This window comes from Pseudomonas sp. F220, assembly GCF_057813935.1.
The window spans coordinates 23,121-48,232 of the sequence record NZ_JBVASJ010000021.1 but is presented as its reverse complement, the minus strand read 5'-3'; the positions used below and the strand labels follow the sequence as shown (position 1 = coordinate 48,232).

Sequence of the window (25,112 nt, the reverse complement as noted above, 5' to 3'; positions counted from 1 at the left end):
CTGTCGGCAAGCAGAGCTTGGACAGGATCTCGCCGTTATGACTGACACCCAGGATTCACCCGAAGCCGCAGCTGATCAAACCGCCCCCGACGCGGTCGAGCTGCCATGGGCGGACGTCCACGCCGAGCACCACAAGATGCTCCGTCTGGCGCCGCTGCAAACCGATCGCGCCACCGGTGGGCGGCCCTTGCGCTTTGTCGAGTTCGGCTATGCCGAGCGCAACGACACGGAGCGCAGCCTGCTGCGGATGAGTATCCAGTTGCCGAACCAGCGGGTACGTAAAGAACAAAACCGTCTGGACGTGTGGGTCGATCACGCCACTCATCGGGTGCATTTCGGCCCGGAAAGCGGCTTGCAGATCGAACCTTGGAACCGTGGGATCGGCCGTTTCCTGATGGCCCAGGGCGTCACCTGGGCGCAGAGGAGATGGTCGCACTACCGCGTCGACGGCTTCGATCTGGCGAACAAGGACGCCCTCAACGAGGACACGCGCCTGCGCCGCGATCACTTTCTGCGCGTCCATGGTTTCGATGTGGTTTACGCCGATGCCCAGCACTTGAAGGGCAGTGTGAAAGACCTGCAAGTCAGTGAATTGCGGGCGGACTGGAACACTGAAAAGCTGCAGTTCGTGGAAATCCTCGAAGCCGCGCAGATGCTCCAGCAAGCCGAGCAAAACCTGGCGGAACAGGAAGTCAAACTGCGCCAACAGGAAGAGAAGGTCTCCAAGTTCAAGCGCGAAGATACCGGATTGCGCTTCACCATCACCTGCCTGGTGGCGTTCTCGGTGTTCCAGGCCGGATTATTGATCTGGATCGCGACCCATCGTTAATCCGATTGATCGGCAGGCACCTTCGACAACGTCGAAGGCTCCCACAGCCGTCTCGAATCAGCGCGTTTTACGGAACACAAACACCAGCCCGACAATGATCAACAGCATGCCAAGCATGCTCAACGTCGCGAGTTTGTTGCCGAAGAACAGATAGTCCATCACCGCCGTCACCGCTGGCACCAGATAGAACAGGCTGGTGACATTCACCAGATTGCCCCTGGCGATCAAGCGATACAGCAACAGCGTCGCCAGCACCGAGACCACCAGCCCCATCCACAGCACAGGCACGATGAAACCCGTGCCGGTTTCAAAATGAAACGGCTGGAACGGCACAAACACCCCACACAGCAGCAGTCCGGCCAGATACTGCACCGGCAGCGTGCCCAACGGGTTTTCGGTGATGCGTTTCTGCATGATCGCGCCAAAAGTCATGCTCGCCAGTGCCAGCAAACCGAAGAGCATCCCGGCCAGGGACATTCCCGCCAAGCCAATGCCTTGATAAACCACCATGACCAAACCCGCCAACCCAAGCGCCAGACCGAAGATCCGGCTCCAGGAACGCTGACGCTCCATCAGCACCACGGTGAGAATAGGTTGAACGCCCATGATGGTGGCCATCACTCCGGGAGTGACCTTCAAGTCGAGGGCCAGCAGATAGAAAATCTGATACGCCCCCAGCAATACCACACCAGTGGCCGCCGCATAGAGCATCGGTTTACCGCCACGGGGCAGTTTCAGCTTGAGCAACGGCATCAACAGCACCAGCCCGAACAGCGCAATGGCGAAGCGGATCAGCAGGAAGGCAAAGGGTGACGCGTGAGCCAACCCCCATTTAGAGAAGATCGCCCCGCTACTCCACAGCAGGACGAACAGGCTCGTCGAGGCCGCCGCGACCACGGATTTTTTCGAAATGACAAACATGGATACCACCTGTAATCAGGCAAAAAAGCCAACTCAGCAAACGCTGAAATTCAGTAGGTTTTTTCAGGCGGGCACAGGGAACAGCAAACGAAGCTGATCAGCCCGAAAAGCCAACGCCTGGCGGTGATACGACTGCGCACACCGGCGAGCTACTGACAGGTGGAGGGTAATGACTGATCTGCGCAGGCTGTTGATTCCCGCACGGCACGACGCCAGCGTTGACCGCTGAATCGACTACCGCGTTGATGAGGGAAACCGGCATGTGCTGATCTTTTTTGAGGGAAATCAAGGTGGATGTTGAAATGCACCGAGCGCCGACTATAACCAGCGCTCGATGCCTATTGCAACGACTTAGCCAAACAACCAGTAACCCAGCAACGTCAGCACCACCACCGCCAGCACAGGTCGCAGGACGCGATACAGCTTGGGATTGCGGCGTTTCCATTGTTTGACCACGCCACTGAAGCGGTCGCTGGAGTTCTTGGTCCAGGCGTAGGCCTGGTTGATCCCGCCGACGCGTTCGTCGTCGAGGTTCTGTGGTGCCGTGGCGCGGCCCAGCACGCCACTGACCCAGCGATTGATGCGGGTCATGAGGCGGCTGCTTAGCGGGCGCTCGATGTCACAGAACAGGATGACCCGGGTCTTGTCGGTTTCGTTCTTGACCCAGTGCACATAGGTTTCGTCGAACATCACGTCTTCACCATCGCGCCAGGCGTAGACCTGACCGTCAACGAAAATCCGGCAATCGTCGGAGTTCGGTGTCGACAGCCCCAAGTGATAACGCAACGAACCGGCAAACGGATCGCGGTGCGGGTTGAGGTGGCTACCGCCCGGCAGCAAGGCAAACATCGCGCCTTTTACATTGGGAATACTGCTCAACAATGCCACGGTTTTCGGGCAGAGCACATTGGCCGACGGCAGCGGCTTGTCGTACCACTTGAGGTAAAAACGCTTCCAGCCCTTCTTGAAGAACGACCCAAAACCGGCGTCGTTGTTCTTCTCGGCGGCGCGGATGTAGCCCTCGTCGAACAGGTGCATGGCTTCGTCGCGGATGACTTCCCAATTGTCCTTGAGCACGTCCAGTTCAGGGAACTTGCTGCGATCCAGGTACGGTTTGGACGGTACGCCAGAGAACAGGTACATCAAGGCGTTGTAGGGCGCGAACAATGCCGAATGGTTGACGAACTGACGCAACACCGGCAAACGCGCCTTGCCGCGCAAATGCACATAGAGCGTACTGCCCAGGAACAGCAGCAACACCGACGCCTTGGCGGCAAAGGAAAAGGTCATGCAACAACTCCTTGAAAATAGGCAACTCTGCACTGCGTCATTTACCCGACATGGCAGCCGGCCATGATAAACACTACTGGCCTCGGGAAAAACCCACTTAACTCAACATTCAGTGTTAAGGGATACGCAATAAAGCACTTATTAACATAAGGAAGCTGAACGGGGGCTGATGTGGGTCAGCACAACAGTGCGCAGATCATCCCCACGCAGAGCGTGGGAATGATCATCAAAAGATCGTCCGAACGCGGCCCGAACCTGCGGCAGCGCCTACGCCTGATTCTCCTGCTCAGTAAACAAATCACTGAACAACATGCTCGACAGGTAACGCTCACCCGAGTCCGGCAGGATCACCACAATAGTCTTGCCCTGCATTTCCGGAGTTTCGGCCAGCCGCACGGCGACGGCCATGGCTGCGCCGCAGGAAATTCCGCTCAAAATCCCCTCTTCCTGCATCAACCGTAGCGCCATGGCCTTGGATTCTTCATCGCTGACCAATTCGACCCGGTCGACCATCGACAGGTCGAGGTTGTTCGGCACAAACCCGGCGCCGATGCCCTGGATCTTGTGCGGGCTAGGTTTGATCTCTTCCCCTGCGAGTTTCTGAGTAATAACCGGTGAGCTAACAGGCTCCACCGCCACCGACAGAATCGGCTTGCCCTTAGTGTTTTTGATGTAGCGCGACACCCCGGTAATGGTCCCACCAGTACCAACACCCGCCACCAGCACGTCCACCGCACCGTCGGTGTCATTCCAGATTTCCGGGCCGGTGGTTTTTTCATGGATAGCCGGGTTGGCCGGGTTATCGAACTGCTGCGGCATGAAGTACTGGGCCGGATCGCTGGCGGCGATTTCCGTCGCTTTCTCGATCGCACCTTTCATACCTTTGGCAGCTTCAGTCAGCACCAATTCAGCGCCCAGCGCCTTGAGGACTTTACGCCGCTCGATGCTCATGGATGCCGGCATGGTCAGTACCAATTTATAACCTCGGGCCGCCGCGACGAACGCCAGGCCGATGCCGGTATTACCCGAGGTCGGCTCGATGATGGTCATGCCAGGCTTGAGTTTGCCGGTGCTTTCGGCGTCCCAGATCATGCTCGCGCCAATACGGCACTTGACCGAATACCCGGGGTTACGCCCTTCGATCTTGGCCAGAATAGTCACGCCACGGGGGGCGATGCGATTGATCTGTACCAGCGGCGTATTACCAATGGAATGGGCGTTATCAGCAAAAATGCGGCTCATGGCTGGGTCCTTATGCAGCATTAACGAAGCCTTCAAGGGTATGCCTCGTGCTCATGGGCGTCCAGTCGGCCGAACGTCAGCACCCGCTACGAACAGCCAAAGCCGTCCGCTGACTAATCTTTGCGTGTCACCTGATAACGACCGGTTTCTTCGGCCGCTTGCTGGGTGGCCGAGGCCTGATCCTGCAGCGAGTCCCAACCCAGACAGGCCAGCGCCAGCGACCGCGGCACCGATTCGCGGCCGTTACTGTAGCGGCTGATGCTGCGCGTACTCACCCCCAGAGCCTCGGCCGCCAATGTCAGTGGCAACCCGGTACGGGCTCGCCAACCGATGAAGATCCGGGTGTTTTCATCTGCTGCGTTTTGCGCCAGAGCATCCAGGTACAACGTGTCGGCGCCGATCTGGATGTCCAGCTCAGGCCACTCCACGCTCCAGCCGTCATCACCCAACTCTGCGCTGGCAAATGCTGGTCCGTCCTGCAATGGCAGTAGCCCGGGGAACTTTCCCAGATCGCTGCTCAAATCCAACGTCAACTCCTGACCATCAATAAAGGTCAGCGCCAGTCTGCTATCAGGCAATGCCTGCACGGCCGCCAAGCGTGGCCGTTTCATGGATGCCATAGTTTCCACTCCTCCAAAAGTTGCTCGCGATGCGCCCTTACCCATTCCTGCGCCTCCTTCACGATCAGCGCGGGAGCATTGCCCATCATCACTTCCACTGTTTCCAGACTGATCATTACATCCATCCCGCCACCAGTCAGATGAACGTGTGGAGGTAAATGGTCTCTTTCCCGCAACTGAATGCGGTATTTGTCGCGAAATCGATGTTTAGTAGACATGCCCGGCAAGCTATCGCCAAAATGGCGATATATCAATACTGGTAACAAGCTCTGACTGAGTCAACATGTGACGCCCCATTCAGAGACTGAATGAAGCGTCTGCGTTCACAGTCGACCGGGCGCCGCGTTATAGTCGGGCATGACATTTATTTCGCCCGCCCTGCTTTGCTCAGGTCGGCGTTACCGTTCGAGGATCTGCAGATGAAGTTCGAAGGCACCAGCGTATACGTCGCCACCGATGACCTGAAGCTTGCGGTCAACGCCGCCATCACGCTGGAGCGGCCTCTGCTGGTCAAAGGCGAGCCCGGCACCGGCAAGACCATGCTCGCCGAGCAAATGGCCGAGTCCTTCGGCGCGCGGTTGATCACCTGGCACATCAAGTCCACCACCAAGGCTCATCAAGGCCTCTACGAGTACGACGCGGTCAGCCGTCTGCGTGACTCGCAGCTGGGCGTGGACAAGGTCCATGACGTTCGCAACTACCTGAAAAAGGGCAAGCTCTGGGAAGCGTTCGAGTCCGAGGAGCGGGTGGTTCTGCTGATCGACGAAATCGACAAAGCCGACATTGAGTTCCCCAACGACCTGCTGCAAGAACTCGACAAGATGGAGTTCTACGTTTACGAGATCGACGAAACGATCAAAGCCAAAAAACGCCCGATCATCATCATTACCTCCAATAACGAGAAAGAGCTGCCGGACGCTTTCCTGCGCCGTTGCTTCTTCCATTACATCGCCTTCCCGGACCGCATCACCCTGCAAAAAATCGTCGACGTGCATTACCCGAACATCAAGAAGGATTTGGTCAGCGAAGCGCTGGACGTGTTCTTCGACGTGCGCAAGGTCCCGGGTCTGAAGAAGAAGCCGTCGACTTCCGAACTGGTGGACTGGCTGAAATTGCTGATGGCCGACAACATCGGTGAAGCGGTGCTACGCGAACGCGATCCGACCAAGGCGATCCCGCCTCTGGCCGGTGCGCTGGTGAAGAACGAGCAGGACGTGCAATTACTTGAGCGTCTGGCGTTCATGAGCCGTCGCGGCACTCGCTGATCCCTCTGTTTAACAAGATAGAGGGCGATAGCCATGCTGCTCAACCTGTTCAATGAAATGCGCGCGGCCAAGGTGCCGGTTTCGGTGCGCGAACTGCTCGACCTGATCAACGCGCTGAAACAGCGGGTGATTTTCGCCGACATGGACGAGTTCTATTACCTCGCCCGAGCGATTCTGGTGAAGGATGAAAGGCATTTCGATAAGTTCGACCGAGCGTTCGGTGCCTACTTCAATGGCCTGGAAAAGCTCGACGATCACCTTCAGGCGTTGATCCCCGAAGACTGGCTGCGCAAGGAGTTCGAGCGTTCCCTGAGCGATGAAGAGCGCGCACAGATCCAGTCCCTCGGCGGGCTGGACAAACTGATCGAAGAGTTCAAGAAACGCCTCGAAGAGCAAAAGGAACGCCACGCTGGCGGCAACAAATGGATCGGCACGGGCGGCACCAGCCCGTTCGGCTCCGGCGGTTTCAATCCGGAAGGCATTCGGGTCGGCGATGCCGGCAATCGTCAGGGCAAAGCGGTCAAGGTCTGGGATCAGCGCGAGTACAAGAACCTCGACGATTCGGTCGAACTGGGTACCCGCAACATCAAGATCGCCCTGCGCCGCTTGCGTAAGTTCGCTCGCCAGGGCGCGGCGGAAGAGCTGGATATCGACGGCACCATCGACCACACCGCTCGCGATGCCGGGTTGCTGAATATTCAGATGCGTCCGGAGCGTCGTAACACCATCAAGCTATTGCTGCTGTTCGACATCGGCGGCTCGATGGACGCCCACGTGAAGATCTGCGAGGAGCTGTTCTCGGCCTGCAAGACCGAGTTCAAGCACTTGGAGTACTTTTATTTCCACAACTTCATTTATGAATCGGTGTGGAAGAACAATATGCGTCGCGGTGCCGAACGGACGTCGACCCAGGACCTGTTGCACAAATACGGCGCCGACTACAAAGTGATCTTCATCGGCGATGCCGCCATGGCGCCCTACGAAATCACCCAGGCCGGCGGCAGCGTCGAGCACTGGAACGAAGAAGCCGGCTACGTGTGGATGCAGCGTTTCAAGGAGAAGTACAAGAAGCTCATCTGGATCAACCCGTATCCGAAAGACACGTGGAACTACACCGCCTCGACCAACATCGTGCGAGACCTGGTAGAAGATCAGATGTTTCCACTGACATTGCGTGGATTGGAAGAAGGGATGCGGTTTTTGTCGAAATAGTTTCTCGGTGTCTGTGACACCGTCATCGTCGGAACGCCGCCCGGAGCAAGCTCGCTCCCACATTTGATCTCTAGCGGCCACAGCATTTGTGTACGACTTCAAGTCAGTGTGGGAGCGAGCCTGCTCGCGATGTTCTTAGCGGTTCATAAACCGCTGCAAATACTCGACCTGCTGCTGATGCGCCGTCTCCTGCACCACCGGCGCCAAGCGCACCTGCGCTCCAGGCAAACACTGCGCCAACCGCGCCAGCGCCAACGGTGTCAACGCCCCCAACCTCGGATAGCCGCCAATGGTCTGCCGATCATTGAGTAGCACAATCGGCTGCCCGTCCGGCGGCACCTGAATGGCACCCAGCGGGATGCCCTCGGAGATCATCGGCTGGCCCTGATACTGCAACGCTGGCCCGAGCAGACGAATGCCCATGCGATCAGCCCGACTGTCGACAGTCCAGACCCTATTGAAGGCATCGAACAAACTTTGCCCACTGAACTCGCCGATCTGCGCACCGAGCACTACATCCAGTGGTGGGTTCTGCTTGAAATCCGGAATGAGTTCGCGAGGCAATTCGCGCGCATTCACTGCTGACTGCACATAACTCAGCTCAGAACCCTTAGCCAACGCCCGCCCAAAACCATCAAGGCCACCTAGCTCTTCTCGAACCACCGTGGCACAACTGCCCAGCACGCTGGACGCAGCGAAACCACCTGGTGCAGCGAGATAGGCTCGAGCCCCCAGCAGCGGTTGAGTGAACTGCAGGCGCTGGCCCTTCTTCAGACTGAAACTGCGCCACGGCGCCAGAGGTTGACCCTCAAGTTGCGCGCCAAGATCCGCCCCCGCCAATGCCAGGCAGCAATCGTCTTGCGCCAATAGAGTGAAACCACCGAGGGTCACTTCGATCACCGCCGCATCCAGCGCATTGCTTAGCAGCCAATTTGCCCAGGACATCGATACCCAGTCCAACGCGCCGCCCTGAGTCACGCCCAGATGCCGGACGCCGAAACGCCCTGCGTCCTGCAACAAGCACAACGGCGTGCTGGCTTCAATCAATAGACGGCTCATGCCACGCTCTCCAACGGCGAATCATCACCGCCCAGGTTGATGAACTCTGCATGGCCGACGGCCTCGAAGCGCACCGTATCGCCCGGTTGCATCAGGCTATAGCCGTCGCGTTCGCGGTCGAACAGTTTGCTCGGTGTGCGGCCGATCAGGTTCCAGCCACCGGGAGAGACCACCGGATACGCTGCGGTCTGCCGCTCGGCGATCCCCACACTGCCGGCCGCCACGCGCTTGCGCGGTGTACTCAAACGCGGCGCAGCCAGCACCTCTTCCACCAGGCCCATAAAGGCAAAACCCGGCGCAAAGCCCAGAGCAAATACCTGATACTCACGCTCGCTGTGGCGACGAATCACCTCGTCCACCGCCAAGCCGCTGCGTTGGGACAACAGAGTCAGCTCAGGCCCGACGCTCAGGTCATACCAGACCGGCAGCACATGGCAGTGGCCACTGGTCTGAGGGTTCGGCGTCAAATCGGTCAGGGCCTCCGCAATCAGTTCGCGGGCCTGGGCGGGTGTCAGCGCCGTCAGATCGTAATGCACCATCAAGGTCGTGTAAGACGGCACCAGATCGATCAGATGCCCGGCGAACCCGCTGCGCAGTCGTTCACTGGCAGCGAGCATCCACGGCATGTTGTCCTCGGCGATGACGTCGAACAGACGCACCATCAGGCAGTCAATTGCAACCACTTCAACCCGTGGCTTCATGGTTGATTCTGCTGGTTCAAGGCCTCGCGGATACGCTGCACGGCGGCGACCGAACTGGCGTTGTCGCCATGCACGCACAGGGTGTTGGCCTGCAAGTGCAACGCGCTTCCATCACTGGCGATCAGGTTTTCACCACGGGCAATGATCAGCGCTTGCTCGATGATCTTCTCGGGATCGTGATGCACCGCCCCCGGCAACTGCCGCGACACCAGCCGTCCGGCACTGTCGTAGGCTCGGTCAGCAAATGCCTCGAACCACAACGACACACCGTACTCATCGCCCAAAGCCTGAGCTGCACTGTTGTCGCGAGTCGCCATCAGCATCAACGGCAATTGCCGGTCATACGCGGCCACGGCCTGGATCACCGCACGCAGTTGCTCAGGGTTGGCCATCATGTCGTTGTACATCGCGCCGTGGGGTTTGACGTAACTCACGCGGCTACCCTGAGCCCGGCAAATACCATCGAGGGCGCCGATCTGATAATGCAGCAGATCCTGAATTTCCTGCGGAGTGCAGGCCATGGAGCGGCGACCGAAACCCACCAGGTCCGGGTAGGCCGGATGAGCCCCGATCTTTACGCCGTGGGCCAGCGCAAGGCTGACCGTCTTGCGCATGATGCTCGGGTCACCGGCATGGAAACCGCAGGCAATGTTGGCGCAATCAATGAACGGCATGACCTCGGCGTCCAGACCCATGGTCCAGTTGCCAAAGCTTTCGCCGATGTCGCAGTTCAATAGCAGGCGGTTCACGGTGAACACTCCTGTAGGCTGTTGAATATTCTTGTGCGGGACCTTTCGTCAGCATCCCGCAGATTATCAGTTACTGCGCGTCGAGTTGCTTGCCCCGAGTTTCCGGCAGGCTCAGGGCCGACAGAATCACCACACCGTAAGAGACCGCCGCGAACGCCCCGATCCCTATGCTCAACGGTACTTTCTGACTGAGCAGACCAATCAGCAGCGGAAATAATGCCGCCAGTGCCCGACCGATGTTGTAGCAGAAGCCCTGGCCTGAGCCACGAATCCGCGTTGGGAACAGCTCAGTCAGGAACGCGCCCATGCCACTGAAAATTCCCGAGGCGAAGAACCCCAGCGGGAAGCCCAGCCAGAGCATCACGCCATTGCTGACCGGCAGTTGGGTGTAAAGCAGGACAATAATGAAAGAGCCGACGGCGAACAGAATGAAGTTCTTTTTACGCCCCAGAATGTCGGTCAGATAGGCGCTGATCACGTAACCCACGTAGGAACCGACAATCACCATCGCCAGATAACCACCAGTGCCCAGCACGCTTAAACCGCGCTCATTCTTGAGGAACGTCGGCAGCCATGAGGTGATTGCGTAGTAACCGCCCAACGCTCCGGTGGTTAGCAATGAGGCGCGAATCGTGGTGCTGAGCATGCCCGGGGCAAAGATCTCGTAGAACTTTGCCGGGTGGCTTGGTTCCTGCCGGGCCTTAGCCTCGCGGTAGATTTCCGGGTCCTTGACCAGTCGACGGACGAAAATCACGAAGATCGCCGGCACGATGCCCAGAATGAACAACGCGCGCCAGGCGTCTTCTGGTGGCAGCAGCGAGAACAGCACCGCGTACAAAATAGCCGTCAGCCCCCAACCCAAAGCCCAGCCCGATTGCACCATGCCAACCGCCTTGCCGCGATCTTTGGCGCGGATCACCTCGCCCATCAACACCGCACCGGCGGTCCATTCACCGCCAAAGCCAAACCCCATCAACGTGCGGGAGATCAGCAATTGCTCATAGTTCTGGGCGAACCCGCAGAGGAAGGTGAAACAAGCGAACCACAGCACCGTCAGTTGCAGCGTGCGCACGCGGCCGATGCGATCGGAGAGAATGCCGGCGACCCAACCGCCAATGGCAGAAGCGATCAAGGTGCTGGTGTGAATCAGACCGGCTTCGCCGGTGGTGATGCCCCACATGGCGATCAGAGTCGGCACGACGAAGCTGAGCATCTGGGTGTCCATGCCGTCCAGGCCATAGCCAATCTTGCAACTCCAGAAAGTCCGGCGTTCCTGCTGATTGATATTGCGATACCAGTCGAAAGGACCGGGTCGGCTCTGGACTTTGCTCTCGAGCTTGGCGATGTCGAGGGTGTCGGGCGCACTCATGGCAAAAATCTCCACGCTAATTTTATTGGTATTGTTCTGAGTCCCGACGACGCTTATCGTGGGTTAGGCGCATTCTTTGGCGCAGGCGCCCTGCCCGTCCAACTAATAAAAACCACCTCAAGGCATAAGAAAAAGTTGATCCCATGAATTTCAAGTTTCTCGAAACCTTCGTCTGGGTGGCCCGACTCAAGAGCTTTCGCCTGACCGCGGAAAAGCTCTTCACCACTCAGGCCTCAATATCCAGCCGCATCGCCGTGCTCGAAGGCGAGCTGGGGGTGAAGCTGTTTCTGCGTGATTCGCGCGGGGTAAGTCTGACGCCAGAAGGCTTGAAAGTGCTCGATTACGCCGAGCAGATGATGGACACCATGCAGGCGCTCAAGCAGTCGATCTCTACCCGCTCGAGCAAGGTCGGGCGGATTCGTATCGGTGTGATGGACACGGTGATCCATACCTGGCTAAGCCCGCTGGTGGCGGAAATGACGGACGCCTACCCCTTGGTGGAAATCGAACTAGTCGCCGATACCTCACTCAACCTCTGCGATCAGCTGCAAAAAGGCTTTCTTGATCTGGTGCTGCAAACCGATCTGTTGCGTCAGGAAACCATCCGCAGCCTGGAGCTGGCGAGTCATCCCATCGGCTGGATCGCCGCCACCAATTCGATCTACAACCGCGAATACTCAGGCGTCGCCGACCTTGCCCGCGAGCGGATCATCACCTATTCGAAAAACTCTCATCCCCATCAGGACGTGCTCAGTCTGATGCAGGCCAACGGCGTGATTGCACCACGACTCAACTGCGTGAATTCGGTGTCGGCGATCACTCGTTTGCTGCGGGACGGTTTCGGCATTGGCGCGCTGCCGCCGGTACTGGTCAGTGAGGAATTGGCGCGAGGGGAATTGACCTTGCTGGCGATCGAACAGCGCCCGCCGAACCTGCAAGTGGTGGTGTCATGGCGGGTCGGGGTGGAATTGGTCGAAGAGATTGTGGCGTTGTGTCAGAAGGTCTTGCGCAGTTATGCACAAAAGGTGGGTGAGGGTTATATCGTGTTAGCAAACTGATCTACAGGAGGACCGAAAACCCTATAGCAGCTGGCGAAGCCTGCGTTCGGCCGCGTAGCGGTCGTAAATGCCAAGAATGCGTTTTTCAGAGCTAATGAGTTCACCCGATTGCGAGGGCTTCGCCCTCGAACGCAGCCTTTGGCAGCTGCTACAAGTAATACGTCCTGCTCAGAAGTTTACAAACCCTTCAAATCCCGCTCTTCTATCGGCCGGCTCTGGCGCAGGCGTTTACCGCCCAGCACCACCCAATCGATCAAGCGAAACAGGCATTCCAAACCGAACGACAGCAGCAACGCGCCCCCCATGCCCCAGCTCATTGCTTCGGGTGTCAGCAGGATCTGATAGCTGTAACCGTTCCAGGTTTCCTTGCGAATGTCCGGGTCGGCGGCCAAGGCCACCTGCAACGCGCGGATGTACCACGGGCCTTGCATCGCCTGGAACTGTTTATCGAGTGCCAACTGGCGATTGAGCAGGGTGCTCAAGCTGTCGGCATCGCTGCGAAACACCGGGTCCTCACTGGCGCGGTAATGAGCCACCAGCGCTTGCAGGTCACCCTTGAAGAACTGTTGCGCGGTGCCCTGAAAGCCTTGAAGCCCGGTCTGCGCCTCGATCAAGTGGGCTTCAACCCGCTTGGCGTAGTCGCTGATGAAACCCGGCACCTGCACACCAACCAACAAGCCAATGGCAAACAACACCAGTCGCAGATAACTGAGCAACATAGGGGACGTCCTTATTCGGTCTGGCCCTGGCTGACGCATTCGCCGCGTCGCCACAGGCTCCATTGGCCCGGTTCGTAGCGGGTCCAGGTCTCGTTTTCGGTCAAGGGCTCGGTGGCAATCACGGTCACCACGTCGTTGGGCGTCGTTTCTGCCTGAAAATCGACGATCACATCGACATCCTTCAAACGCGCCGGGCCGAACGGCGCACGACGAGTGATCTGCGCCAGCTTGGTCGAGCAATAGCAAAACAGCCAGTCGCCATCGCTGAGCAAGCAGTTGAACACGCCTTTGGTTCGGTATTCGGCGCAGGCGGCCACCAGGTCCGGGAGCAATTGCTCGACGTCCACCGGCTCGGGAAATGCGTGGCGCACACGGTTGAGCACATCGCAGAACGCTGCTTCGCTGTCGGTATCGCCGATCGGCCGATAGAAACTGGCGGTGGGCTGGAAATCGGCCAATTGGCCGTTATGGGCAAAACACCAGTTGCGCCCCCACAGCTCACGAACAAAAGGGTGGGTATTGGACAGGCATACCTTGCCGACATTGGCCTGACGGATATGGCCAATCACTACTTCACTTTTGATCGGATAACGCTGCACCAGTTGCGCGACTTCGGAGTCACAACTGGCTGCCGGGTCCTGAAACAAACGCAAGCCACGGCCTTCGTAGAAGGCGATACCCCAACCGTCACGGTGCGGACCGGTGCGGCCACCGCGCTGCATCAGCCCGGTAAAGCTGAACACAATATCGGTCGGTACATTGGCGCTCATGCCCAATAACTCACACATGCTCGGACTCTCGCTTCAATGCCGGGGCAAGGTTACAAACGCGGTTCGACTCGCGAACGCTGGGGGTTGCTGGGGACGGGTGGGCGGCCATAGCGGTCATCACCGGCACCACCGAAAGGCTGATCATCCTCAGGGCCCGGCGCTGACGCCGCAGCCTGCGCGGCAGCAGCCTGGTCGCGACGGGCTTTGGAAGCACGCTCGATCGGCCAGCGGATCAACACGAAAACAAGGTAAATGCCAAAGGCGATCATGCTGTACATGAGCAGGTCAGAGATCGCACGCCAGACGTTGTTACCGACCTTGAACAGCATGTCCAGAGCAGTAATGGCCACGGCCGGAGCGAACTTTTCCTTCACCGGGTCGATAATGGTCGGGCTGAACAACAGCACGGCCATCAGCAAGCGCAATGGCTCGCGCAACCAGCGCCACATCCAGCGGGTCATGCGCATCCATACCAACAGGCAGCCTAAAGCGGCGAAGGCGTAGAGGCCCCAAGCGATCAGATAGTCGTTCTCGGTCATGGTGTCCATGGCAAGGCAGGCAAAGAGACGCTTATGATAACGGCTTTTCGCATGTCAGGCTGCACCGCTGTCCGCGAACCTTTCTTTTGTACTACGTCCGAGAGCCATTCATGCCCCTATCCGCCAACGTTCTCGCCGCCCCGATAGCCCACAAGGCCGACGGCACTGACCCTTATGCCTGGCTGCAGGACCGCGACAGCGCACCGGTGCTCGATTACCTCAAGGCCGAAAACCGCTATCAAGAAGCGCAATTGGCCGATCAGGCCCAACTTCGCGAAACCTTGTTCGAAGAAATCAAGGCACGGATTCAAGAAACCGACCTGTCGCTGCCCTCGCCTTGGGGCCCGTATCTGTATTACACCCGCACCACGGCAGGTGATGAGTACGCCCGGCATTACCGCTGCCCGCGCCCGGCCGATGACAGTCAGAAGGTTGATGAAAGCCTGGAAGAGCTGCTGCTCGACCCGAACGTGCTGGCCAACGGCGGCTTTTTCTCCCTAGGCGCCTTCAGCATCAGCCCGGACCACCAGCGCCTGGCCTATAGTCTGGACACCAGCGGCGAAGAAACCTACACCCTGTTCGTCAAGGAACTGTCCAACGGCAAAGTCAGTGAGCTGCCGTTCGAGGATTGCGACGGCAGCATGACGTGGGCCAATGACAGCCTGACGCTGTTCTTCGGTGAGCTGGACGACACCCATCGCCCGCACAAGTTGTTTCGCTATCGCCTGGATGGCACTGCGGCCGAGGAGGTGTTCAATGAGCCTGACGGGCGTTTTTTCCTGCATTGCTACCGCTCAAGCTCCGAACGCCAACTGCTGCTGTCCCTCGGCAGCAAGACTACCAGCGAAGTCTGGGTGCTCGACGCCACACAGCCGCTGCAGCCGTTCACCTGCCTGGCGCCGCGAGTCGAAGGCCATGAGTATGACGTCGACCACGGCAAACTCGACGGCCAATGGGCCTGGCTGATTCGCAGCAACCGCGACGGTATCAACTTCGCGCTGTATGAGGCTGCCGACAACGGTGCCGTACCGTCCCAGGATGACTGGCAGAACCTGATCCCTCACAGCGACAGCGTGATGCTCGACGGCATGAGCCTGAACGCCTCGGCCCTGACCCTGAGCCTGCGCGAAGGTGGCTTGCCGATCATTGAGGTCCGCCCCCAAGGCTTGCCCGCCTACCGCGTGCAACTGCCCGATGCGGCCTACAGCCTGCATGTGCAAAACAGCCTGGAGTTCGTCAGCGACAAGATCCGTCTGCGCTACGAAGCCTTGAATCGTCCGGCGCAAATTCGCCAGCTGGAGCTTGCGACTGGCGAACAGATAGTCCTCAAGGAAACCCCGGTGCTCGGCCCGTTCGATCCAGACGCTTATGTGAGTCAACGTCTCTGGGCCACGGCCCCTGACGGTACTCAGGTACCGATCAGCCTGGTGGTCAAACGCGAAGCCTTACTCGAAAACCAAGAGCGCAAGCCAACACCGCTCTACCTCTACGGTTACGGCGCCTACGGTGAAAGCCTTGACCCGTGGTTTTCCCATGCGCGCCTGAGTTTGCTGGATCGCGGCGTCGCCTTCGCCATCGCCCACGTACGTGGCGGCGGTGAACTGGGCGAGGCCTGGTATCGTGCCGGCAAACAGGAACACAAACAGAACACCTTCAGCGACTTCATCGCCTGCGCCGAACACCTGATCGCCAACGGCTTCACCACCTCATCGCAACTGGCGATCAGTGGCGGCAGCGCCGGGGGATTGCTGATCGGCGCGGTGCTCAATCAGCGTCCAGAGATGTTCCAGGCAGCGATTGCCGAAGTGCCGTTTGTCGACGTGCTGAACACCATGCTCGATCCGGACCTGCCGCTGACCGTCACCGAATACGACGAATGGGGCAACCCCGAAGAGCCTGAAGTCTTTGATCGGATCAAGGCTTACGCGCCCTACGAAAACGTCAGTGCCCAGGCTTATCCGGCGACTCTGGTGATCGCCGGCTACAACGACAGCCGCGTGCAGTACTGGGAGGCCGCCAAATGGGTAGCCAAACTGCGGGCGACCAAGACCGACGACCATCTGCTGCTGCTCAAGACCGAACTGGGTGCTGGCCACGGCGGCATGAGCGGTCGTTATCAGGGATTGCGTGACGTAGCGCTCGAATACGCATTTGTTTTTAAGGTTTTGGGCATTGCCTGAGGAACTCCGCCCCTCGTCCCGGTCTTAACACTGGGCCACCGGGCTTTGGCCTCCCACCCAGAGCCCGGAACAGCAACAGACACAAGAAAAAGACCGTGATGACATGTCAGAACCGACCTTACTGAACAACGAAATCCGCGACTGGCTGATGGACTGCGGCATGTTCGATCAGCTGCTGCCGGCCGACTTCAATGCCGCCGCCGGCTACTTCAGCATCAGCACCATCGCCCAAGGCGAAGAGATTTTCCATGAGGGTGATGCCGGCAGCTTCATGTGCATCATCCACACAGGCCAGGTGTCGGTGCAGAAGAGCAACAACGAAGGTCAGTTGGTGACTATCGCGACCCTGCGCAGTGGCCGGGCCTTCGGTGAGATGGCGGTGCTCGACGGCGAACGGCGCTCGGCCAGTTGTGTCGCCGCCAGCGGTTGCCAATTGCTCAATCTGGGCAAGGACTCGCTGGAAAAGATGCTCAACGACGCTCCGAAAATCGCCGCCAAGATCATCCGCGCCGTTGCCATCGCACTGTCCAAACGCCTGCGCATGGCCGATGGGCAGCTGCTTTCGCAGCAGGTCTAACCGCCGGGCGTCTTGTTTTTTTGCTGGTTTTGCTCCAACGCTGGCAAGGTCTGATCCTTGGGTGGATTGGGCATTTCAATCGGTGGCAGCAACGGCGAGCTGGCGCTTGTGCCTCCAGCCTTGGGCACACTCATCGGCGTGATCTGTGGATACGGCGTGGGTGTCGCGGTGCCAGGAGAGCCCGAGGCCGGCCCTGGAGTCACCGGGACAGATTGTAGCTCTTGTGCCTGCGCTGCACTTATCGAGAGCGCGGCCAACACAATGGCCGTTAGAATGGTGCACTTCATCAATGGCTCCGTTGCCCTTGTCGTCTGTCTTCAGGCTACTCTCAACCGCGCAAATTTGCCTTTCTCAATGCCAGTTTTCCCTCCTTAATGAGAGTCCCATGAAACGTTTCGTTCTGCTCGACACCACCCCAATCCCCGAAAACGGCGGTGCCTTGTGCCTGTTCGAATACGGAGAGGATTTCGTCATCAAGATCCAGGGCGGTGACGGCGGGCAGCTAATGAACACGCGCATGCACGGCTCCGAAGACGCCCTGGCGGAGATTCCCTGCCGCAAGGTGGCGGGCCGTCCGGGCTCTCGCGTGTTGATCGGTGGCCTGGGCATGGGCTTCACCCTTGCCGCGGCCCTCAAGCACTTGGGCAAGACCGCCGAAGTCGTGGTCGCTGAGCTGGTACCCGGCGTAGTCGAGTGGAATCGTGGGCCGCTGGGGGAGAAATCCGGTCGACCGCTGCTCGACCCACGCACAGTGATCCGTATGGACGACGTCGCCAAGGTGCTGCAAGCCGAACCGCAGGGTTTCGACGCGATCATGCTCGACGTCGACAACGGCCCCGAAGGCCTGACCCAGAAGGCCAATAGCTGGCTGTATTCCTCTGGAGGCCTTAGCGCCTGCGCCAAGGCCTTGCGCCCCAAAGGTGTGCTGGCCGTGTGGTCGGCCAGTGCTGACCGGCAGTTCTCCGACAAGCTGCGCAAAGCCGGTTTCAAGGCCGAGGAAGTGCAAGTCTTCGCCCACGGCAACAAAGGCACGCGGCACACCATCTGGATTGCCGAGAAGCTCAAGGCCTGAGCTAAACTTGGTTCATAACCGTCATTAGTCTTTTTACAAAGGTGAACCCATGAGTTCGTCAACGCCACCGTCCAACACCGCCAAGCTGGACCGCATCCTCGCCGACGCTCAGCGCGACCGCGAGATGGGCTACCGCGACAAAGCCCTGAAGATGTACCCGCACGTCTGCGGTCGCTGCGCCCGTGAGTTTTCCGGCAAACGTCTGAGCGAACTGACCGTGCACCACCGCGACCATAACCACGACAACAACCCGCAGGACGGTTCCAACTGGGAGCTGCTCTGCCTGTACTGCCACGACAACGAGCACTCGCGCTACACCGACCAGCAATATTTCAGCGAAGGCTCCACCAGCTCACCGAAAATCGCCAAGGCCACCCACAACCCGTTCGCCGCACTGGCGGGGTTGATGAAGAAAGACGAGTAAGCCCTGCCAAATTTTCTTTGATAGTTCCGGCCTCTCGCGAGCAAGCTCGCTCCTACAGGTTATGCGCAATCCATGTAGGAGCGAGCTTGCTCGCGATGGCAATTGACCAGGCAACACACATTTTCTAACTGACCGCCCCTTGAGCAATCCCCGTATAATCGCGGTTTTTCTCGAAGGCACCCGGCTCGTGGCAAACAAACGGTACAGCTGCATTGGTTTGTATAACCCCAAATCACCGGAGAACGTCGGTTCGGTGATGCGCGCCGCTGGCTGTTATGGCGTGGCGTCGGTGTTCTACACCGGCAAGCGTTATGAACGCGCCCGCGACTTCGTCACCGACACCAAGAAAGTCCATCAGGACATTCCGTTGATCGGCATCGAAGACCTGAAAAAAATTCTCCCTCTGGGCTGCGTGCCAGTCGCTGTCGAACTGGTCGAAGGCGCCCGCTCGCTGCCGGAGTACACCCATCCGGATCGCGCGCTGTATATCTTCGGCCCGGAAGACGGTTCCCTGGATAAAGACATCCGTGACTGGTGCGAAGACGTGGTGTACATCCCGACCACCGGCTGCATGAACCTCGCCGCGACCGTCAACGTGGTGCTTTACGACCGCATGGCAAAAGGCAATAACACACGCTCCGGTCCGAAGTTCTAGTTTGCAACTATAAAAACGGACGGAACAAGCGACGCGCTCGCGCAGTCAGCTTTATATCAATCACCCTTCTGGAGACAGATCATGAGCGACAGCAAAATCGTAGAGCGCATCGAATCCACCCCGCTCCAGACTCAGCCGACGCAAAACGTCCAGGGCTGGGAGCGCATTGGCTCGCTGGCCGGTGGCGTGGTGATGATGGGCAAAGGTCTGCGCCGTGGTGGCGTTTTCGGTTTGATTCAGGTGGCGATTGGCGGCGTAGCCCTGGCCCGAGGCATCACTGGCCACAGCTCGGCGAAAGACCTGCTGGAAAAAAGCCGTCAGGACATGAACAACGTGCGCTCGAAAATCGAACGAGCCGGGAAAGAGTTGAGCCGCTTGAAAGCCAATGCAGAGGCGGCGAATCGTACTGCGACGGTGACTGGCAATGATTCGGTGAAATCGCCTAAAGCCGGGGTTTGATGGCGCTGGTGTACCAACAAAGTCTTCATTGACCCAAAAAGATCGCAGCCTGCGGCAGCTCCTACGCCGACCGCGTCCCCCTGTAGGAGCTGCCGCAGGCTGCGATCTTTTGATCTCTTGCGACTACTGCAACAACTCGCTATCGAGCACCTTCGACGGCTCGCCGAGGATGCTTCCACTCAATTGCACAAACTCCTTGGTGCTGACGCTTCCCAAGTGCATGACCGCGCGCATCACATCATCCAGTGAACGTTTGTTACGGGTTTTCAGGCGTATCTCACGGTCCAGCTCCTGCAACAGCAACACCGCTTTGGCAACCGCCGGCCCGCTGATTTTCTCACCGCGCAAGGTGGTGACTGCGTGGCTGTCCTTGGCCAGTCTGGTCTCCAGGGCCTGATAACGCTCGTCACTCATGCCACCCGCCCGGCGCACCAGTTCGATCGCGTAGTACTCAGCAAAGCCTTCTCTGATCCAGTCGCTGCGCTGGCTGCCGTTAATCCGGCCAAAGACCTGAACCAACTCGCGCACCAAGGGGCTGGCGCCACTTTCGCTGACCAGCGGTACGCGACTGTGCAGGTAGATCGAATCTCGCCCGGCCAGGCTGCCGCGCCACATCGGGTCGGCGGCGCCGACAATCAGCAACTTGTTCGGGTGACGCGGGAATACCGCCTGCACTTGCGGCCAAACGAAAGTCAGCAGCGTCAGCACGTCCATACGCCGCATGCCCTGCCCTAGCGGCGAGGCGACCGTGACTTCGGTTTCTCCCAGGCGAGTGCGGCGACTGCCCAGGGTTCCAGCGAGCATCCAGCCGGTCGGCCGGTCAAGCAGGCGCGAAACGTTGTCGATCCGAAAGCGGTTTTTGCCAATACGCGGCCAAGCGGTTTCGACGCTTTTCCAGCCTGTCGGCAATTCGAATTCCAGACGCGACACCAGCTCGATGCCGTCCTGTTGATCCAAACGCGCTGCCGGCACCAGGTCTTCGCCGCGCAGCAACGCCCAACTCGGGGTCATGCGCGTTTCGAAAGTGCCATTCTTGCGGGCATGGCTGATACGTACACGGTAGGTGAGACTGGATTTGCCACTGGCAGGTCGCCAGATACCGCGCAGATTTTCGAGCGTTTTGGGCGTAGCGGATTGCCACTGACCATCGGCCTGGAAATCGCTGTAATCACCGCGGTTGCCCAGATCGAAGTCCAGACTACGCACCGCAGCACCGTCGGCCAGTGTCAGCCGCACTTCGGCCTGATCACTCTGCGGCAACAAACGTACGTGGTAATCCAGATCGACTTTCTTCGCCGCCCACAGCGGCGAACTCAGCGCCAACAGCAGAAAAGCTAACGGCAGCCTTGATCCCACAGCCATACACACTCCCTGGTGAGTCAACGTTGAAACGCTTAACCCGCTCGGCTCTCAACCAGCACGCTCTTAACCAGCACGAAATATCAGATGATCTTCCCAATCTTCTTCGGCGACGCTGCCTTCGGCGAGCATGCGCCCGGATTGAGAGATGCGTTCGTGGTGCACCGCATCGCGGTCACCACAGACCAAATGGTGCCAGAGCGGCAAGTCCTTGCCTTCGCTGACCAAACGGTAGCCGCACGTTGGCGGCAACCATTTGAACTGATCAGCCTTGCCCGGCGTGAGCTGGATGCAATCGGGCACCGAGTCGCGACGATTGGTGTAATCGGTGCACTGACAGGTTTTCAGGTCCAACAGCTTGCAGGCAATTCGCGTGTAATAGACGCTGTTGTCGTCCTCATCCTCGAGCTTTTGCAGGCAGCACAGGCCACAGCCATCGCACAACGACTCCCACTCCTCTTGATCGAGTTGTTCGAGGGTTTTGCGTATCCAGAAAGGTTCGACTTTGGCGGCCATGGCTCAAACATCAGTATCAGGGAGTGAAAAGGCCGCCAGTCTAGTGCCCAAGGCCCCGCGGGCCAAGCGCTTACGACTGCCGGTAGATCAAGACTTGTCAGTTTACACGCCGCGAAGTAGCTTTGCGGGTCGCACAGGCCCATGCCCAAGTGCCATTAACGCTCAACCGCGTTGCACCCGGCGAACTGCAAGAGGGCCAGAAAAACCACCTCGCACAGCTCAACCGCGCCCGCCGGTTTTTACCCTTTTTTCATTCATAAACGTAGCCAGGAACTCTTCATGAGCGCTAATCCCCGCGTTGCCGAATATGCGATCCACCCACAGTTCACCGACCGCTGGTCTCCCCGCGCCTTCACCGGTGAAAGCATCCCGCAAGAAACCCTGCTGAGCTTTTTCGAAGCCGCGCGCTGGGCACCATCCGCCTACAACTCGCAGCCGTGGCGCTTTCTCTACGCGCGTCGCGATACGCCGAACTGGGAGCGTTACCTGGGGCTGCTGAATGAATTCAACCGCAGCTGGGCACAACACGCCTCGGCGCTGGTGATCGTGATGTCGAAAACCACCTTCACGGCGCCTGGTGCCGAGGAAGAAACTCCGGCGCTGTGGCACACCTTTGACACCGGCTCGGCCTGGGGCCATTTGGCGCTGCAAGCCAGCCTCAGCGGCTGGCACTCCCACGGCATGGCCGGTTTCGATCAGGAGCTGACCCGCAAGGAGTTGAATATTCCTGAAGGCTACGCGCTGCATGCCGCCGTGGCGATCGGCAAACTGGGGGACAAGGCGACCCTGGCCGAGTACCTGCAAGCCCGGGAAACCCCAAGCCCGCGCCGCCCACTGAATGAGTTGGCGGCTGAGGGTGATTTCAGTTTGTAAGCCACACTGCAAAACCAACTGTGGGAGCGAGCTTGCTCGCGATGGCGGCGTGACAGTCAACAGTGATGCTGAATGTGATGGCCCCATCGCGAGCAATCGAGCGTCGACCGGCTGCTCCCACAGTTGATCACCGCGACTTCAATACCCGCGATTGAAATCCACTTCCCCGCGCAACGCCGTATCGGCCTGATACGCCCGCAGGTTCTCGACAAACAACTGCACCATCATTGACGGTGAAGTCGGCGCCGAACTGTGGCCGGTCAGCAGCAAGCCCCAGGCCGTCCAGAACGGGTGACGCTGCGGCAACGGTTCCTGACGGCAGACGTCGATCACCGCCCCCGCCAAATGCCCTTCCTTCAACGCTTCGACCAGATCCGCGTCGACCACCGCCACACCGCGCCCGACGTTGATGAACAACCCGGTCGGCTTGAACTGCTTGAAAAGCGCCGCGTCGTACAGATCATGGGTGTTGGGAGTATTGGGCAGCAGGTTGACTACATAATCGACCTCCCCGACCAGACGCCCCAAATCCTCCAGCCCGGCAACTTCGATAAACGGCGACTGCTCTCGAGCTTCGCTGGCGATGCCGTACAACTCGACGCCGAACGGCAGCAGGAACTGCGCCACGCTACGGCCAATATCGCCGGTGCCGACAATCAATACCTTGCGTCCCGCCAGGCTCTGGCCCAAGCGGTTGTCCCACTTGCGCTCGACCTGGCTGACCAGGCGTGCCAGTACTTCGCGCTCGTGGCCGAGCATATAGGTCAGCACGTACTCGGCCATGACCTGTCCGAAAATACCCACTGCCCGTGTCAGCCGGTAATGCCGAGGCAAACCCTCGGCAAGCAACGGGGTGATCCCCGCCCAAGTCGATTGCAGCCACTGCGGCTCGTGGCCCTGACGCAGCAGGGTCGCCAGCAAATCCGGCTGGCCGAGCCAGATCGGACAATCAGCGGCAAGGCTCGCCAGCTCGGCGGAGTCGCCACTGGTGAGCACTTCTAGGTCAGGAGCAGCCTGACGCAACAATTTGGCGTAAAGAGCGTGGTCGTGTTCAGCAATCAGAACGCGCATGGTTCAAACCTTTCAAAAACAGTGCAGGTGATCGTCGACGGGGTTTTCCCCATCACTAACGGCCACCGCCAGATTATTCAGTTCCATTTGTAAGAGTGCTCTGGACAGAGCACCCGGACCGGTCCGTCAGAGCGGATCATTACGCCGCAGCAATTCTTCGGGCAAATGCTCAATGTACTCGTCTTCGGCTGGCGGCATTTGCAGGTGATAGCCCTGCTTGTCGAGGTTTTCCAACACGATGTTGATGTCCTCGCGGGACAACTTGCGCTCCGGGCTAAGCACCAGATCGAAGGCATGATGCGGTTTGCCGAACGCCAGCAGCAGGGTTTCCGGGACGCGCTCCAGGGCATCGCTTTTCAGCACGTAGAGGTACATCTCGTTCTTGCGCAGGCTTCGATAGATGGAACAAATACGTTTCAAGGCTGTTCTCCGGCGGTGGCCAGGCTGTCGAGCAGCGCCTGGCCCATCAATTCGCGGCGCCAGCCACGCAATGAATCAGGTAATTGATAAGGGCCCTCGGGGAAGCCGCTTTTGAGCAGGGCTTCCAGGGTTTTCTTGCGCAGCATTAATTCCGGCGCCATGTCCAGGCGTTCAGCTTCAGCCTGACCGAGTGCCCGCAAACGCTTGATCAGCGCCGCAGCCTCCACTGGCAATGGCTCAGGCACCGCTGGGGGCCATTGATCTGGCGATACACTGCCAGCCTGCTTGATCAGATCAAGCAGAAACTCGCCGTCCTGACGCACGGTACGCGGGTGCATGTCCTCGATTTTTGCCAGCGCCGCAAGGTTGTCCGGCTGAGTCCGGGCCAATGGCCACAACGAGTGTTCACGGACAATCCGGTTACGCGGCAAGTCACGAGCGCGGGCTTCGCGCTCACGCCAGGCGCAGAGTTCACGCAGCACGGCGAGTTGGGCGCGGGAGAGTTTCCAGGCCAGTTTGGCCTCGCGATAAACTTCGTACGGGTCGACTTCGCGGCGCAGATTGGCCACCAGTTCAGCACCGTCGTCCAGTACCCAGGCGTACTTGTCGTCAGATAGTTTCGGACGCAACCGGATGTAAACCTCAGCCAGATGCACAGCATCTTCTGCGGCATAGCTGATTTGGGTTTCAGACAACGGGCGCTGCAACCAGTCCGAACGGGTCTCGCCCTTGGGCAGGTCGATGCCCAGCACTTCCTGGACCAGGCGTGAATAGCCCATAGAGAAACCCAGGTTCAGGTAGGCGGCGGCCAATTGCGTATCGAACAGCGGCGCTGGCAGGCTGCCGGTCAGACGCAGCAATACTTCCAGGTCTTCGCTGCAGGCGTGTACGACCTTGATCACCGCCGGGTTTTCCAGCAATGCGGCCAAGGGTTGCCAGTTGTCGATCGTCAAAGGATCAATCAGGTAAGCGCGCACGCCATCGCCAATCTGAAGCAGCCCGGCGATTGGATAAAAAGTGTCGACCCGCATGAATTCGGTGTCGAGGGCAACGAATGGCAGCTGCTGCCACTCGGCGCAAAACTGACCGAGACTATCGTTGTCGCGAATCCAGTGAATATCGATGGCCACACGGCTCTCCCTTGAAGAATGGCGCGCAGTATA

General features: G+C 59.0%; 29 protein-coding genes. 11 read left to right on the top strand and 18 right to left on the bottom strand.

Annotation, left to right across the window (positions count from 1 at the left end):
• Nucleotides 1-37: 37 nt before the first annotated feature.
• Nucleotides 38-829, top strand: coding sequence for a hypothetical protein (locus tag ACZYSM_RS18330; RefSeq protein ID WP_489073215.1), 792 nt, complete (start codon nt 38-40; stop codon nt 827-829).
• A gap of 57 nt (nt 830-886) precedes the next feature.
• Here ACZYSM_RS18330 and ACZYSM_RS18325 read toward each other — a convergent pair whose 3' ends face one another.
• The 5 genes from ACZYSM_RS18325 to ACZYSM_RS18305 all read right to left on the bottom strand — a co-directional run bounded on the left by ACZYSM_RS18325 (nt 887) and on the right by ACZYSM_RS18305 (nt 5,120).
• Nucleotides 887-1,750: a DMT family transporter gene (locus ACZYSM_RS18325; RefSeq protein ID WP_489073213.1), complete on the bottom strand. Its 864-nt coding sequence runs from the start codon at nt 1,748-1,750 to the stop codon at nt 887-889.
• A 351-nt stretch (nt 1,751-2,101) separates the two neighbouring features.
• Entirely contained in the window at nt 2,102-3,040 is a 939-nt protein-coding gene (locus ACZYSM_RS18320; protein ID WP_489073211.1) for an aspartyl/asparaginyl beta-hydroxylase domain-containing protein, read from the bottom strand.
• A gap of 267 nt (nt 3,041-3,307) precedes the next feature.
• The gene (gene cysK, locus ACZYSM_RS18315) at nt 3,308-4,282 is read right to left on the bottom strand and encodes a cysteine synthase A (RefSeq protein WP_489073209.1); all 975 of its coding nucleotides are present in this window, start codon (nt 4,280-4,282) and stop codon (nt 3,308-3,310) included.
• Nucleotides 4,283-4,395: 113 nt separating this feature from the next.
• Nucleotides 4,396-4,902, bottom strand: a complete 507-nt coding sequence (locus ACZYSM_RS18310; protein ID WP_489073207.1) for a DUF2442 domain-containing protein — start codon at nt 4,900-4,902, stop codon at nt 4,396-4,398.
• Entirely contained in the window at nt 4,890-5,120 is a 231-nt protein-coding gene (locus ACZYSM_RS18305; RefSeq protein WP_489073205.1) for a DUF4160 domain-containing protein, read from the bottom strand. Before ACZYSM_RS18305 ends, ACZYSM_RS18310 begins: the two co-directional genes overlap by 13 nt.
• A 201-nt stretch (nt 5,121-5,321) precedes the next feature.
• Here ACZYSM_RS18305 and ACZYSM_RS18300 point away from each other — a divergent pair, with 201 nt between their 5' ends.
• A complete protein-coding gene (locus ACZYSM_RS18300) occupies nt 5,322-6,167 on the top strand; it encodes an AAA family ATPase (protein WP_489073293.1) in 846 nt (281 codons plus the stop codon).
• Between the two features lie 33 nt (nt 6,168-6,200).
• Complete coding sequence (locus ACZYSM_RS18295) at nt 6,201-7,379, top strand: vWA domain-containing protein (RefSeq protein ID WP_489073203.1); 1,179 nt, start codon at nt 6,201-6,203, stop codon at nt 7,377-7,379.
• Nucleotides 7,380-7,514: 135 nt separating this feature from the next.
• On the opposite strand, the gene ACZYSM_RS18290 is transcribed toward ACZYSM_RS18295, so the two are convergent.
• The 4 genes from ACZYSM_RS18290 to ACZYSM_RS18275 all read right to left on the bottom strand — a co-directional run bounded on the left by ACZYSM_RS18290 (nt 7,515) and on the right by ACZYSM_RS18275 (nt 11,257).
• Complete coding sequence (locus tag ACZYSM_RS18290; RefSeq protein WP_489073201.1) at nt 7,515-8,438, bottom strand: 5-oxoprolinase subunit C family protein; 924 nt, start codon at nt 8,436-8,438, stop codon at nt 7,515-7,517.
• Complete coding sequence (locus ACZYSM_RS18285; protein WP_489073199.1) at nt 8,435-9,139, bottom strand: 5-oxoprolinase subunit B family protein; 705 nt, start codon at nt 9,137-9,139, stop codon at nt 8,435-8,437. Before ACZYSM_RS18285 ends, ACZYSM_RS18290 begins: the two co-directional genes overlap by 4 nt.
• Nucleotides 9,136-9,888 carry a 5-oxoprolinase subunit PxpA gene (locus ACZYSM_RS18280; RefSeq protein ID WP_489073197.1) on the bottom strand — a complete coding sequence of 251 codons (753 nt, stop codon included), beginning with the start codon at nt 9,886-9,888 and terminating at the stop codon, nt 9,136-9,138. The genes ACZYSM_RS18285 and ACZYSM_RS18280 overlap by 4 nt, the downstream gene beginning before the upstream one ends.
• Before the next feature lie 70 nt (nt 9,889-9,958).
• Nucleotides 9,959-11,257: an MFS transporter gene (locus ACZYSM_RS18275; RefSeq protein ID WP_489073195.1), complete on the bottom strand. Its 1,299-nt coding sequence runs from the start codon at nt 11,255-11,257 to the stop codon at nt 9,959-9,961.
• Between the two features lie 143 nt (nt 11,258-11,400).
• Here ACZYSM_RS18275 and ACZYSM_RS18270 point away from each other — a divergent pair, with 143 nt between their 5' ends.
• Nucleotides 11,401-12,315 carry a LysR family transcriptional regulator gene (locus ACZYSM_RS18270; protein WP_489073193.1) on the top strand — a complete coding sequence of 305 codons (915 nt, stop codon included), beginning with the start codon at nt 11,401-11,403 and terminating at the stop codon, nt 12,313-12,315.
• Nucleotides 12,316-12,491: 176 nt separating this feature from the next.
• Here ACZYSM_RS18270 and ACZYSM_RS18265 read toward each other — a convergent pair whose 3' ends face one another.
• From ACZYSM_RS18265 to ACZYSM_RS18255, 3 genes are read right to left on the bottom strand one after another with little or no spacing between them, the layout of a single operon-like run.
• Nucleotides 12,492-13,034 (bottom strand): DUF2937 family protein, encoded by a 543-nt coding sequence (locus ACZYSM_RS18265; protein ID WP_489073191.1) that lies wholly within the window; start codon nt 13,032-13,034, stop codon nt 12,492-12,494.
• An 11-nt stretch (nt 13,035-13,045) separates the two neighbouring features.
• Nucleotides 13,046-13,822, bottom strand: a complete 777-nt coding sequence (locus ACZYSM_RS18260; protein WP_489073189.1) for a class II glutamine amidotransferase — start codon at nt 13,820-13,822, stop codon at nt 13,046-13,048.
• 32 nt (nt 13,823-13,854) lie between these two features.
• Nucleotides 13,855-14,352 carry an MFS transporter gene (locus tag ACZYSM_RS18255; protein WP_489073188.1) on the bottom strand — a complete coding sequence of 166 codons (498 nt, stop codon included), beginning with the start codon at nt 14,350-14,352 and terminating at the stop codon, nt 13,855-13,857.
• A gap of 101 nt (nt 14,353-14,453) precedes the next feature.
• Here ACZYSM_RS18255 and ACZYSM_RS18250 point away from each other — a divergent pair, with 101 nt between their 5' ends.
• Together ACZYSM_RS18250 and ACZYSM_RS18245 are read left to right on the top strand one after the other, a co-directional pair.
• Entirely contained in the window at nt 14,454-16,523 is a 2,070-nt protein-coding gene (locus ACZYSM_RS18250) for a S9 family peptidase (protein ID WP_489073186.1), read from the top strand.
• A 103-nt stretch (nt 16,524-16,626) separates the two neighbouring features.
• Nucleotides 16,627-17,100: a cyclic nucleotide-binding domain-containing protein gene (locus ACZYSM_RS18245; RefSeq protein ID WP_489073184.1), complete on the top strand. Its 474-nt coding sequence runs from the start codon at nt 16,627-16,629 to the stop codon at nt 17,098-17,100.
• Here the strand turns inward: ACZYSM_RS18245 and ACZYSM_RS18240 are convergent.
• Entirely contained in the window at nt 17,097-17,387 is a 291-nt protein-coding gene (locus tag ACZYSM_RS18240) for a hypothetical protein (RefSeq protein ID WP_489073182.1), read from the bottom strand. The genes ACZYSM_RS18245 and ACZYSM_RS18240 overlap by 4 nt on opposite strands.
• Before the next feature lie 98 nt (nt 17,388-17,485).
• On the opposite strand from ACZYSM_RS18240, the gene ACZYSM_RS18235 reads away from it, so the two are divergent.
• From ACZYSM_RS18235 to ACZYSM_RS18220, 4 genes are all read left to right on the top strand, one after another.
• On the top strand, nt 17,486-18,172 hold the full coding sequence (locus ACZYSM_RS18235) for a spermidine synthase (RefSeq protein ID WP_489073180.1): 687 nt from the start codon (nt 17,486-17,488) through the stop codon (nt 18,170-18,172).
• Between the two features lie 49 nt (nt 18,173-18,221).
• Nucleotides 18,222-18,596, top strand: coding sequence for a YajD family HNH nuclease (locus tag ACZYSM_RS18230; protein ID WP_489073178.1), 375 nt, complete (start codon nt 18,222-18,224; stop codon nt 18,594-18,596).
• 187 nt (nt 18,597-18,783) lie between these two features.
• On the top strand, nt 18,784-19,251 hold the full coding sequence (locus tag ACZYSM_RS18225; protein ID WP_419115039.1) for an RNA methyltransferase: 468 nt from the start codon (nt 18,784-18,786) through the stop codon (nt 19,249-19,251).
• Nucleotides 19,252-19,332: 81 nt separating this feature from the next.
• Entirely contained in the window at nt 19,333-19,710 is a 378-nt protein-coding gene (locus ACZYSM_RS18220) for a YgaP family membrane protein (protein WP_489073176.1), read from the top strand.
• A gap of 123 nt (nt 19,711-19,833) precedes the next feature.
• On the opposite strand, the gene ACZYSM_RS18215 is transcribed toward ACZYSM_RS18220, so the two are convergent.
• Nucleotides 19,834-21,072 (bottom strand): hypothetical protein, encoded by a 1,239-nt coding sequence (locus ACZYSM_RS18215; RefSeq protein WP_489073174.1) that lies wholly within the window; start codon nt 21,070-21,072, stop codon nt 19,834-19,836.
• A gap of 63 nt (nt 21,073-21,135) precedes the next feature.
• Nucleotides 21,136-21,585, bottom strand: a complete 450-nt coding sequence (locus tag ACZYSM_RS18210) for a YcgN family cysteine cluster protein (protein WP_489073172.1) — start codon at nt 21,583-21,585, stop codon at nt 21,136-21,138.
• A gap of 279 nt (nt 21,586-21,864) precedes the next feature.
• On the opposite strand from ACZYSM_RS18210, the gene ACZYSM_RS18205 reads away from it, so the two are divergent.
• Nucleotides 21,865-22,458, top strand: coding sequence for a nitroreductase family protein (locus tag ACZYSM_RS18205; RefSeq protein ID WP_489073170.1), 594 nt, complete (start codon nt 21,865-21,867; stop codon nt 22,456-22,458).
• A gap of 138 nt (nt 22,459-22,596) precedes the next feature.
• Here the strand turns inward: ACZYSM_RS18205 and ACZYSM_RS18200 are convergent, their stop codons facing one another.
• From ACZYSM_RS18200 to rnd, 3 genes are all read right to left on the bottom strand, one after another.
• Nucleotides 22,597-23,529 carry a D-2-hydroxyacid dehydrogenase gene (locus ACZYSM_RS18200; RefSeq protein ID WP_489073168.1) on the bottom strand — a complete coding sequence of 311 codons (933 nt, stop codon included), beginning with the start codon at nt 23,527-23,529 and terminating at the stop codon, nt 22,597-22,599.
• Nucleotides 23,530-23,655: 126 nt separating this feature from the next.
• On the bottom strand, nt 23,656-23,949 hold the full coding sequence (locus tag ACZYSM_RS18195; RefSeq protein WP_489073166.1) for a YcgL domain-containing protein: 294 nt from the start codon (nt 23,947-23,949) through the stop codon (nt 23,656-23,658).
• Complete coding sequence (gene rnd / locus ACZYSM_RS18190; protein ID WP_489073165.1) at nt 23,946-25,079, bottom strand: ribonuclease D; 1,134 nt, start codon at nt 25,077-25,079, stop codon at nt 23,946-23,948. The genes ACZYSM_RS18195 and rnd overlap by 4 nt, the downstream gene beginning before the upstream one ends.
• Nucleotides 25,080-25,112: the final 33 nt, after the last annotated feature.

Excerpts from the sequence above, each read along its gene's own strand:
- ACZYSM_RS18305 (WP_489073205.1), bottom strand. The coding sequence starts at position 5,120 with ATGTCTACTAAACATCGATTTCGCGACAAATACCGCATTCAGTTGCGG.
- ACZYSM_RS18220 (WP_489073176.1), top strand. The coding sequence starts at position 19,333 with ATGAGCGACAGCAAAATCGTAGAGCGCATCGAATCCACCCCGCTCCAG.
- ACZYSM_RS18295 (WP_489073203.1), top strand. The coding sequence starts at position 6,201 with ATGCTGCTCAACCTGTTCAATGAAATGCGCGCGGCCAAGGTGCCGGTT.
- ACZYSM_RS18285 (WP_489073199.1), bottom strand. The coding sequence starts at position 9,139 with ATGAAGCCACGGGTTGAAGTGGTTGCAATTGACTGCCTGATGGTGCGT.
- ACZYSM_RS18290 (WP_489073201.1), bottom strand. The coding sequence starts at position 8,438 with ATGAGCCGTCTATTGATTGAAGCCAGCACGCCGTTGTGCTTGTTGCAG.
- ACZYSM_RS18260 (WP_489073189.1), bottom strand. The coding sequence starts at position 13,822 with ATGTGTGAGTTATTGGGCATGAGCGCCAATGTACCGACCGATATTGTG.
- ACZYSM_RS18265 (WP_489073191.1), bottom strand. The coding sequence starts at position 13,034 with ATGTTGCTCAGTTATCTGCGACTGGTGTTGTTTGCCATTGGCTTGTTG.
- ACZYSM_RS18330 (WP_489073215.1), top strand. The coding sequence starts at position 38 with ATGACTGACACCCAGGATTCACCCGAAGCCGCAGCTGATCAAACCGCC.
- ACZYSM_RS18325 (WP_489073213.1), bottom strand. The coding sequence starts at position 1,750 with ATGTTTGTCATTTCGAAAAAATCCGTGGTCGCGGCGGCCTCGACGAGC.
- ACZYSM_RS18270 (WP_489073193.1), top strand. The coding sequence starts at position 11,401 with ATGAATTTCAAGTTTCTCGAAACCTTCGTCTGGGTGGCCCGACTCAAG.
- ACZYSM_RS18205 (WP_489073170.1), top strand. The coding sequence starts at position 21,865 with ATGAGCGCTAATCCCCGCGTTGCCGAATATGCGATCCACCCACAGTTC.
- cysK (WP_489073209.1), bottom strand. The coding sequence starts at position 4,282 with ATGAGCCGCATTTTTGCTGATAACGCCCATTCCATTGGTAATACGCCG.
- ACZYSM_RS18245 (WP_489073184.1), top strand. The coding sequence starts at position 16,627 with ATGTCAGAACCGACCTTACTGAACAACGAAATCCGCGACTGGCTGATG.
- ACZYSM_RS18235 (WP_489073180.1), top strand. The coding sequence starts at position 17,486 with ATGAAACGTTTCGTTCTGCTCGACACCACCCCAATCCCCGAAAACGGC.
- ACZYSM_RS18200 (WP_489073168.1), bottom strand. The coding sequence starts at position 23,529 with ATGCGCGTTCTGATTGCTGAACACGACCACGCTCTTTACGCCAAATTG.
- ACZYSM_RS18320 (WP_489073211.1), bottom strand. The coding sequence starts at position 3,040 with ATGACCTTTTCCTTTGCCGCCAAGGCGTCGGTGTTGCTGCTGTTCCTG.
- ACZYSM_RS18215 (WP_489073174.1), bottom strand. The coding sequence starts at position 21,072 with ATGGCTGTGGGATCAAGGCTGCCGTTAGCTTTTCTGCTGTTGGCGCTG.
- ACZYSM_RS18250 (WP_489073186.1), top strand. The coding sequence starts at position 14,454 with ATGCCCCTATCCGCCAACGTTCTCGCCGCCCCGATAGCCCACAAGGCC.
- ACZYSM_RS18255 (WP_489073188.1), bottom strand. The coding sequence starts at position 14,352 with ATGGACACCATGACCGAGAACGACTATCTGATCGCTTGGGGCCTCTAC.
- ACZYSM_RS18300 (WP_489073293.1), top strand. The coding sequence starts at position 5,322 with ATGAAGTTCGAAGGCACCAGCGTATACGTCGCCACCGATGACCTGAAG.
- ACZYSM_RS18230 (WP_489073178.1), top strand. The coding sequence starts at position 18,222 with ATGAGTTCGTCAACGCCACCGTCCAACACCGCCAAGCTGGACCGCATC.
- ACZYSM_RS18310 (WP_489073207.1), bottom strand. The coding sequence starts at position 4,902 with ATGGCATCCATGAAACGGCCACGCTTGGCGGCCGTGCAGGCATTGCCT.
- ACZYSM_RS18210 (WP_489073172.1), bottom strand. The coding sequence starts at position 21,585 with ATGGCCGCCAAAGTCGAACCTTTCTGGATACGCAAAACCCTCGAACAA.
- ACZYSM_RS18240 (WP_489073182.1), bottom strand. The coding sequence starts at position 17,387 with ATGAAGTGCACCATTCTAACGGCCATTGTGTTGGCCGCGCTCTCGATA.
- ACZYSM_RS18275 (WP_489073195.1), bottom strand. The coding sequence starts at position 11,257 with ATGAGTGCGCCCGACACCCTCGACATCGCCAAGCTCGAGAGCAAAGTC.